The 7732-nt window shown below is 51.0% G+C and carries 9 protein-coding genes; 3 read left to right on the forward strand and 6 right to left on the reverse strand.

Annotation, left to right across the window (positions count from 1 at the left end; translation table 11 throughout):
* Positions 1-448 precede the first annotated feature (448 nt).
* Complete coding sequence (locus J7M22_04020) at positions 449-673, forward strand: CopG family transcriptional regulator (protein ID MCD6505774.1); 225 nt, start codon at positions 449-451, stop codon at positions 671-673.
* 64 nt (positions 674-737) lie between these two features.
* Here the strand turns inward: J7M22_04020 and nuoE are convergent, their stop codons facing one another.
* The 4 genes from nuoE to J7M22_04040 all read right to left on the reverse strand — a co-directional run bounded on the left by nuoE (position 738) and on the right by J7M22_04040 (position 4070).
* Positions 738-1187, reverse strand: a complete 450-nt coding sequence (nuoE, locus tag J7M22_04025) for an NADH-quinone oxidoreductase subunit NuoE (protein MCD6505775.1) — start codon at positions 1185-1187, stop codon at positions 738-740.
* A 24-nt stretch (positions 1188-1211) separates the two neighbouring features.
* Positions 1212-1346 (reverse strand): formate dehydrogenase accessory sulfurtransferase FdhD, encoded by a 135-nt coding sequence (locus J7M22_04030; GenBank protein MCD6505776.1) that lies wholly within the window; start codon positions 1344-1346, stop codon positions 1212-1214.
* A 132-nt stretch (positions 1347-1478) separates the two neighbouring features.
* A complete protein-coding gene (locus J7M22_04035; protein ID MCD6505777.1) occupies positions 1479-2546 on the reverse strand; it encodes a Gfo/Idh/MocA family oxidoreductase in 1068 nt (355 codons plus the stop codon).
* 186 nt (positions 2547-2732) lie between these two features.
* Positions 2733-4070, reverse strand: a complete 1338-nt coding sequence (locus J7M22_04040) for a TolC family protein (GenBank protein MCD6505778.1) — start codon at positions 4068-4070, stop codon at positions 2733-2735.
* A gap of 64 nt (positions 4071-4134) precedes the next feature.
* On the opposite strand from J7M22_04040, the gene J7M22_04045 reads away from it, so the two are divergent.
* Both J7M22_04045 and J7M22_04050 read left to right on the forward strand, forming a co-directional pair.
* On the forward strand, positions 4135-4401 hold the full coding sequence (locus tag J7M22_04045; GenBank protein MCD6505779.1) for a type II toxin-antitoxin system HicB family antitoxin: 267 nt from the start codon (positions 4135-4137) through the stop codon (positions 4399-4401).
* Positions 4391-4633, forward strand: a complete 243-nt coding sequence (locus tag J7M22_04050) for a type II toxin-antitoxin system HicA family toxin (protein MCD6505780.1) — start codon at positions 4391-4393, stop codon at positions 4631-4633. The genes J7M22_04045 and J7M22_04050 overlap by 11 nt, the downstream gene beginning before the upstream one ends.
* A gap of 2 nt (positions 4634-4635) precedes the next feature.
* On the opposite strand, the gene J7M22_04055 is transcribed toward J7M22_04050, so the two are convergent.
* On the reverse strand, positions 4636-6843 hold the full coding sequence (locus tag J7M22_04055; GenBank protein MCD6505781.1) for a hypothetical protein: 2208 nt from the start codon (positions 6841-6843) through the stop codon (positions 4636-4638).
* 450 nt (positions 6844-7293) lie between these two features.
* On the reverse strand, positions 7294-7563 hold the full coding sequence (locus J7M22_04060; GenBank protein MCD6505782.1) for a hypothetical protein: 270 nt from the start codon (positions 7561-7563) through the stop codon (positions 7294-7296).
* Positions 7564-7732 lie beyond the last annotated feature (169 nt).

Consider the following 7732-nt stretch of genomic DNA (forward strand, 5'->3'; position numbering starts at 1 on the left):
AATCTAGGCAGCATAAGGGTTTTTGAGCAAATTCGCGATAGATTAGAGCGCGAATTTCCTCTGAATCACTTATGCCATCTAAGCCTTTCCCCATCTGCATTCTTCAAAAGTTTTTGCGAAGTTCTGTGCATACGTATCTCCTCTGGACATGGATAACATCCCGTTGTATTATTACCATCAGGATAACCGACGATATCCACAGGGGTGACCAGTTATCGCTGAGTGTAGCCCGTCCGCCCTCTGTGGTCATTTGTAGTCATTCAAAATGACGGCGAAGCCAAATGACCTAATGACCACAAATGACCGTCAAGCGGCGGACGGCGGACAATTGGCCGTAGATACTATACCCAAGGGAAATAAGAGCGAATCATGCCGAGGGCGTTGCCAAAACCCAAGGGAATAGGGGAAAAGCTTAAGTGGTTACTCAAAAGAAAACGGAGCAGATGAAATGAAAGATGATCGCGTTACAATTAAAATCCCAAGGGTTCTTTATGAGAGGCTAAAAAAGGCGATAGAGGGATCGAGCTATCGGAGTGTCAACGAGTTTATAGTCTATGTCCTGCGCGATCTGATCGCCGTGAGCGAGGTGAAATCCGAACTATCGATCGAGGCTATGACGAGAGAGGAGATCGAAAGGATCAAAGAGAAGCTCAGATCCCTAGGATATCTCTAGGGTATCCCACCACCGCTCACATGGTTGACCGAAGATGGCCGGTTTTAAGCGGTAGCGGTTATAATTATATCCCCTTGATTATCCTTTCGACCCTCTGAGGCGTAAGCTTGCCGTAATAGTTCTGATTTATCATCATGACGGGCGCCAGGAAACAAGTACCCAGACATCGCACCGTCTCGAGCGTGAATTTGAGGTCATCCGTCGTTTCTCCCTCCTTAATCCCGAGTATCTCCTTCAGCTTTCGCAAGATCCTCGGCGCGCCTTTCACGTGACAAGCGGTGCCTAAGCAAACTTTTATCGTGTTTCTGCCTCTCGGCTCCAAGTAAAACTGTGAGTAAAAGGTGAGCACGCCGTAGATCCGACTCATCGGTATGTTCAGCCTATCGCTCACCTGATACAAGGCTTCCTGTGGAAGATAGCCGAAGATATCCTGGATATCCTGAAGGATGAGGATGAGCGCTCCCTCCTCACCCTCATATCTTTGAAATACCTCCTTCAGTTTCGATAGGTCCATCGTCGCACCTCTCTGACTGTTAGTTTAAACGATAAACTCATGGCCGCTATAAAGATTAAACCTTTCCCCTCTCAGAAAACCTATAACTCCTAGGCCGTATCGGTCTGCGAGCTCAACAGCGCCTAAGAGAGGGGCTGATCGCGAGATCACCAATGGCATTCCGACTGGAACTCGCCTTTCCGCCATCTCAGAATTTTGAGCTTTTCCATCCGATTTATCCCCATTTCGGTTGGATATCATATCATGTCCAAGACAACCGTCTATGCCGCTAGATCGGGCGGGATCACCCGGTTAGAACTCATACATCATCTCCAGGGGGAAGCGATCTTGGTGCAACGGAAGTTCTATTTTAGCGTGCAGTCGCGCTGATTCATAGATGGCCATTAGGATTTCGAACCCGCGTAAAGCGTTTTCTCCACGGAGAGGATGAGGTTTACCCTCTCGAACCGTCTGGGCGAAGAGACGATAGCCGTTTGTGATCGGATCATATCGTTTGTGCTCCTCGGGCAGATCATCCATAGGGACGGTCTTCCATCCGCCTTGCTTCTCGTTCCAGATCAACAGGGGTGGATCACTCCGATCGCCCGGATGCCATAATCTCCCCTTGGATCCGAAAACCTCTACATCTTGATAACCACGCCCAGGTAAGCGCATCCCCCCTGTGAATATCTCCGCCCGCCACCCATTTTCCAGTTCAAACACGGCCATTGCTCCCGTCTCGATTATATGCCCATAACGCCATCCGCCTGAGGGGATGAAACCGGTTGATTTTTCCTCGGATAAGTCCGGTTTCTCCCGATAGATCTGACCGAATACCCACTTTACCCCACAATCATCGGCAAGATAAAGGATGGAATCCACCATGTGAGTTCCGTCGCTGAGCATATCCCCCCCGCAGCTTCCGCGAATTAAATATGGTTCACCTATGGCTCCCTCCTTCAGAAGCTTATGCATTTTGTAATAGACGGCCCCCACCCTTCTCTGATGATTGATCACCAGGGCGATTCCCTTTTCCCGGCATAACCTAACCATTCTCTTCGCATCGGCAAGATTGGTTGCCATCGGCTTTTCGCAGTAGATCCCCTTCACCCCTGCCTCGATAGCCTGGAAAGTGAGCGCCGCGTGTGTGCTTGTCGGTGTCGCTATCGTCACGACATCGGGTTGAACCTCGGCCAGCATCGTTGTATAATCCGTGTAGACCTCCGGACATCCCACCTGTAAAGCTGCCCTGCGAGCAACCTCTTCCTTGAGATCACAGAGCGCTATTAAATCATAATCCTCAAGCGTGGCCATCGCCATCGCATGGATACATCCCATCCGACAACCGACCACGCAGGACCTTAAAGGTTTCAAACGCATCTCTACACCTCTTTACCCCCCTTTACAAAGTCTTTGATCATCAATTGTAGTATTCTGCCCTCACAAAAGCAAGGGAAATCGGGAGTGAGGACTTATAGATGAGGTTCATGCGATGCTGAAGGAAACATCAGGCGAGAATGAAGCTCCCAGCTCGAAGGCCATGGGACGCACCTATACTCGGATACGCTAATATGGGGAAGGGAAAGATCCGACGAAGATCGTACGCCACAGATTCTCAACCGCCTCAACGGCGGTGCGGCGGGATTGGAAATAGGATCTCTGAGACTGTGTGAATGAGATCCTCGCCCTTATGGCAGTCTCAAACGAGATCGTACCCATCTCCCGCGTCTCCACTGGCGACTCCAGCAACGTCTCTATCAGCCTCAAGCTCTCCCCGCTCAGCTCCATCCTCTTCTCTTCCAATCTCACCCTCTCCTCGGCGCTCTGGGCCTCACGATATGCCCTGCGCACCTCCACCCTTACCGCCTTCTCCCGTTTCCTCAGAGCGAGTTTTAACATCTCAAGCTTCGCTCTCTCCATTTCCAGCTTCGATCTCGCCCTGTATCCATCGAAGATGGGAAGGTTCAGGCTCAGCGATGTTCTCCATCGCTCCCCTTCTTCTTCCCTTCCCCACCTCTTCACCCTCCCCTTAAGCTCAAGCTTCCCGTCCCATGTAAGCCCATACCGGCTCAGGTCGAACTCCGCGTTGTGGTATTTGAGCGATGCCGTAATCTCCGGCAGCCGTCTCAGCCTCGCCTCCCTGACGATCCGCTCCTGCCTCTCTATCTGTCCCCTCAGATCTTTCAGATCCACCCTGTTTTGCAGAGCCATCCTTATCGCCTCATCCAGCTTCCATTCCAGCTTCGGAAGCTCCCCTTTGACCCTCAGTTCCCTTTCGGGGTCCCACCCGATCAATGACCCAAGCTCGGCTGTGGTTATATCCCTCTCCCTTTCAAGCTCATGTATGGAGATCCGCTGTTCCAGGAGCTCCAGCTCCGCGTTGAGCAGGCTGACCTTGCGCAGCAATCCCGCCTCCCGTCTCTTGCGTATCCTCTTCAGCTTCTCCGCTATCTCCGCCTCCATCTTCCTCCTCTCATCAAGCTCCATGTCTATTAGAAGCATGTTGAAGAACTTTTCCCTCACCTCCGACTCGATCTTCCTTTTGACCCGCTCGAGCTCAAGCTGTGCCCGTCGCACCTCCTCCAACGCTTCGTCCACCTCAGGAGGGATAGCACCGAGCCGCAGAAACCGTTGAGATATGCTCAGCTCGATCGATCCGCTCTCTTCCTCATACCCCTCCTCGTCCTTGATCTTCTCATACAGGCTCGTCAGGGAGATGAGGGGATATTGATCTGCGGTCACCTCCCTCAGATGTGATTCGGCCTTGCGGAGGGATTGTTTCGCCTTCAGGACCGATTCATTCCTCTCCATTGCCCAACGCAGGCATTCATCCAGGCTTAAGACCTGGGCCGACGCTAAACTGATGGCGACCAGCATCCCGATCAACGTAATCATCTTTTTCATGCTGCATCCTCCAGGGGATTTTGTTATACTATTTATCGGTCATATGATCTCGGAGGTGTTCTCCATGCTCAGGAGATGCACCGGGCTTGCCAAAAGGTCCGGGAAATACTATGTTGCCCTTTGTTTGGAGCTGAACGTCGCAAGTCAGGGCGAAACCCTCGAGGATGCCAAGGAGATGCTTCGGGAAGCCTGTGAGGAGTATTTGAGCTATATGCTTGAAAACGGGCTTGAAAAGGAGATTCGCCCTGTGCCTTTGGATCATCTTCGCGAGTTTCTCCTCGAAGAGTCTCAAGTGTTAATCCCGTTCGAGGTTACAGTTGATGTCCCGTAAAATCCCCCCTATGTCCAGCAGACGATTTAGAAGATTACTGGAGAGAGGTGGTGCTCGGTTTGTCCGCCAGAGGGGAACAAGCCACGCTATCTATGAGCGCTTGGTCGGTAACCGCCGTTTCACAGCGCCGGTTATCTCTGGTGCTAAGGAGCTTTCCCCTGGTTACATGAAGATGGTTTTCAGACAACTTGGATTCGCGGATGAGGAGATCGAAGCGCTTTTGAAAGATTGATTTCATCTTCTGCTTATCTTGACCGTCAAGAATGCTACGGCGCCGATCATGAGTATCAGCCCTATCACCAATATCGCGCTCATCGAGATGCTCGTCGGAGCGGAGATATGTATCCGAACGTTTTTTTCAGGAGTCTCTATCAATCTCCCCTCCACCTCGCATCCCGCCTTGACCTTCACCTCATAATCCCCCACGTCCACTCCGTCAGGAGGGGTGAAGGAGAGTCTCACCTCTCTTTCATCATTTAGACCTAAACCCTCTACCATCTCAGGCGAGATCTCCCCCTTCCATCCCGGAGGAAGCGTCGTCTCCATCCTTATCTTACTGAGCCTCTTTGTGCCCGTGTTCTTGAGGGTCATGCTCATCGTAACCTTTTCCCCACGTTTGATCTCGTGATAGAGATTTGACGCCCATAGCTCCATCTCCGCAACCCCTCTGGGAACAAGCTCAAGCCATTCCACCCCACCTTTTATCCCTTTGATCTGATCTTCACCGAGCTGTAATCTCTCTCCCCTTCCGAGCCTCGCTGACTCCCTATCCCCCACAACGGCCACTGCGAACTTTATGGGCTTATCCAGCATCCTCAGATCGAGCGTCTCGGGGATATAGATCACGAGCGATAGGGTATATCGGGAGTGTTCCCTGGTGAATTTGAGCTGGGAGAGTCTCGTGTTGGTCTGAGGGTCGAGGAATTGATAGCTCAACTGCTCTGGCAGGTTGATGATCTTTAGCTGAAACGTCCTCTCCGTCTCGGCAAGCCTGTCCAGAACGAGATCATACGATACGCTACCGCCGAGGTTCCCCTCCTGCGAAAACCTCAACGAGGAGATATTCACCACATCCTCCGCTGACTCCTTCTGCAGATATACCTTCTTCTCCTCGTTACGACCCAGATAGTTCAGGGATACGGTCACCTCGTCCACGTCCTTCTGCAGCGTGAAATCCAAGCTCACCGTCTGATTATAAGTGAGGAGGTCAACCTTGATCTCATAGGGCTGAGCTATGATCGTGCCCGTCCCGTCTTTAAGCGAGACGTAAAGGTCTCTGATCTCATTTGCGGCGGAGCTCGACCTCACCTCCGTCCTGGACGTGTTCTTCAGCAGAAGCTGGACGTGTTTCAGCCCGTCAGGGGCTCGATACTTCTTGGCCTGCAGGATGGAGACATGGCGGGTTTCAGGCTCGAGATAGATGGTCTTGGTGTGTTCCCTATCCAGATAGTTGAGTGATAATGTGACCTTATCGACGTTCTTCCTCAATTGGAAGTCCAGATTCTTGGTCTCGCCGAGCTTGATGGATGGGATCTTGAGCTCAAGCGGTATCCCTATTATCGCCCCCATCTCATCCTGCACCGACACGACCACCCTGCTTATCTCTATAGCTGTCATCTCCGATTTTGCCTCCCCTCCGGGAGTGCCGTATCTGAGGGATATCTCCAGATGATCCGTTCCGTCTGAAGCCTTGTATTTCCGTGAGTTGACGATGGTGATATACGGTTCCTCGGAATGAAGATAGATCGTCCTCTCGTCCGTGATGTCCATGTATTTCAGCGAGACGACCACATCCCGCACCTCTTTTATCAGCTCGAACTGTAGGGTTTTGGATTCCCGATATCCCAACTTGGGTATGATCCGCTCATAGGGTTGGGCGATTATGGCTCCCTGGGGGTCCTTGATGGATACCATCACGTTCCCTATATCAGCGCTCACCCATACATCTCGCCCCAGGAGTTTTGAGGTTCGCTCCAGATAGACCTGTTTCGATGTGTTTTGCAGCGTTACCTCCAGCATTTTCTTCCCCTCTTTGGTCTCGTAGAGTTTTGTGTTTTGGATCGCTATATGCCATGCCTCCTTGAGGGTATCCAGCTCCGTCTGTTGAAGCTTCAGCTTTGCGTTTTCGTACTCCAGGACCGCTCTATCGTATTCCTCCTGGGCCCTGTTGAGTTCCTGTTTTGTGATGACGTCCTTGTCGAAGAGCTCCTGCATCGCCTCCAGGTCGGCTTTCTTTTTGTTCATGTTCGCCTTGGCCTGTTGGAGTGCCAGTTCGGCCTGCTGGAGGGTCAGCTCGCGCAGCCTTTCCTCCTTGGTCTGAGGGGATTCAACCTGGGCGATGGAGAGGAGAGATGAAAGTAGAAGGATTAAAATCATCGTCCACTTCATAATCTTGCATCTCACATAGACCTCTTCTCTTCTCCTCGCTTGAATATCTTTCAACTGCTCCACCTCACATTATGAGATGCTAGGATATACCCCCTATAAGTCTCTCAATCTCTTCGATGAGGGCTGGAAGATTAGGACGGTTAAAACTCATCTCCGGTGCGGGAATACGATTGTGCTTCATATCAGGTGGCACGTGCTTGTGATGCGGAAAAGTTGATGCTAAAGTAGAATCTTGAGGATGAGGGAAATCGTCATACCAATACAGCTGCTCTTTGCTTCGATACACTTCATACCCATACGAAGTAATAAGCCCTGTCTCAAAATCCAATTCCTCTCTCATGCGCAGCCGGAATCCCTGCACGAAGAAGACTTCTCCTTCGGCGACTCCTGTGTAGGGACTAGTAGACCAAACTGCAACCGTGGAATGCTCAACGGACGGGCGGTTAAGCAGTTCGGCTATGAAACGGCTATAATCGTCGAGTGATTTGAGGGGATTAATGCTCATCAGTACATGGGCTGAAAGCGAAGGACTTCGGTCAAATCACGCTGTTTTAACTGGGTATCGTAAGCCTTTTTGCGCCGCAGCCAGGTCTCGTAGATTCCCTTCCAGCGGCTGAAATCCGTACGGGTTTCCTCGTATTCATCGTATTTTGCCAGTTTACCCGACATCAACGCCTCGTAGAAGTCCTTGCTAAGGATACCATACTTCTCCTCATAGAGGGTCAAACGGCGTTCTAACAATTTCATCTCAATGACCAGTTCATGAAGCTCCATCTCTATTCACTCCCTTGCACTAACAATCTGCGTAAATAAGAACGCTCAATTCTATCTTATCATTTCAGAGAATCCTTCGCAAGAGTTCGATCCTAAGATTCCGACCATATTTCCCTTGAATATAGCTTTTTAGAGCGTGAGTTGAGGGTGATACTCAACCTTACACAGC

It is taken from the genome of Candidatus Poribacteria bacterium (assembly GCA_021162805.1).
In the GTDB taxonomy this organism is placed as follows: Bacteria; Poribacteria; WGA-4E; order B28-G17; family B28-G17; genus JAGGXZ01.

Bases quoted from the DNA above. Each gene is read 5' to 3' on its own strand.
- J7M22_04020 (MCD6505774.1), top strand. From the start codon at position 449: ATGAAAGATGATCGCGTTACAATTAAAATCCCAAGGGTTCTTTATGAG.
- nuoE (MCD6505775.1), bottom strand. From the start codon at position 1,187: ATGGACCTATCGAAACTGAAGGAGGTATTTCAAAGATATGAGGGTGAG.
- J7M22_04030 (MCD6505776.1), bottom strand. From the start codon at position 1,346: ATGCCATTGGTGATCTCGCGATCAGCCCCTCTCTTAGGCGCTGTTGAG.
- J7M22_04035 (MCD6505777.1), bottom strand. From the start codon at position 2,546: ATGCGTTTGAAACCTTTAAGGTCCTGCGTGGTCGGTTGTCGGATGGGA.
- J7M22_04040 (MCD6505778.1), bottom strand. From the start codon at position 4,070: ATGAAAAAGATGATTACGTTGATCGGGATGCTGGTCGCCATCAGTTTA.
- J7M22_04045 (MCD6505779.1), top strand. From the start codon at position 4,135: ATGCTCAGGAGATGCACCGGGCTTGCCAAAAGGTCCGGGAAATACTAT.
- J7M22_04050 (MCD6505780.1), top strand. From the start codon at position 4,391: ATGTCCCGTAAAATCCCCCCTATGTCCAGCAGACGATTTAGAAGATTA.
- J7M22_04060 (MCD6505782.1), bottom strand. From the start codon at position 7,563: ATGGAGCTTCATGAACTGGTCATTGAGATGAAATTGTTAGAACGCCGT.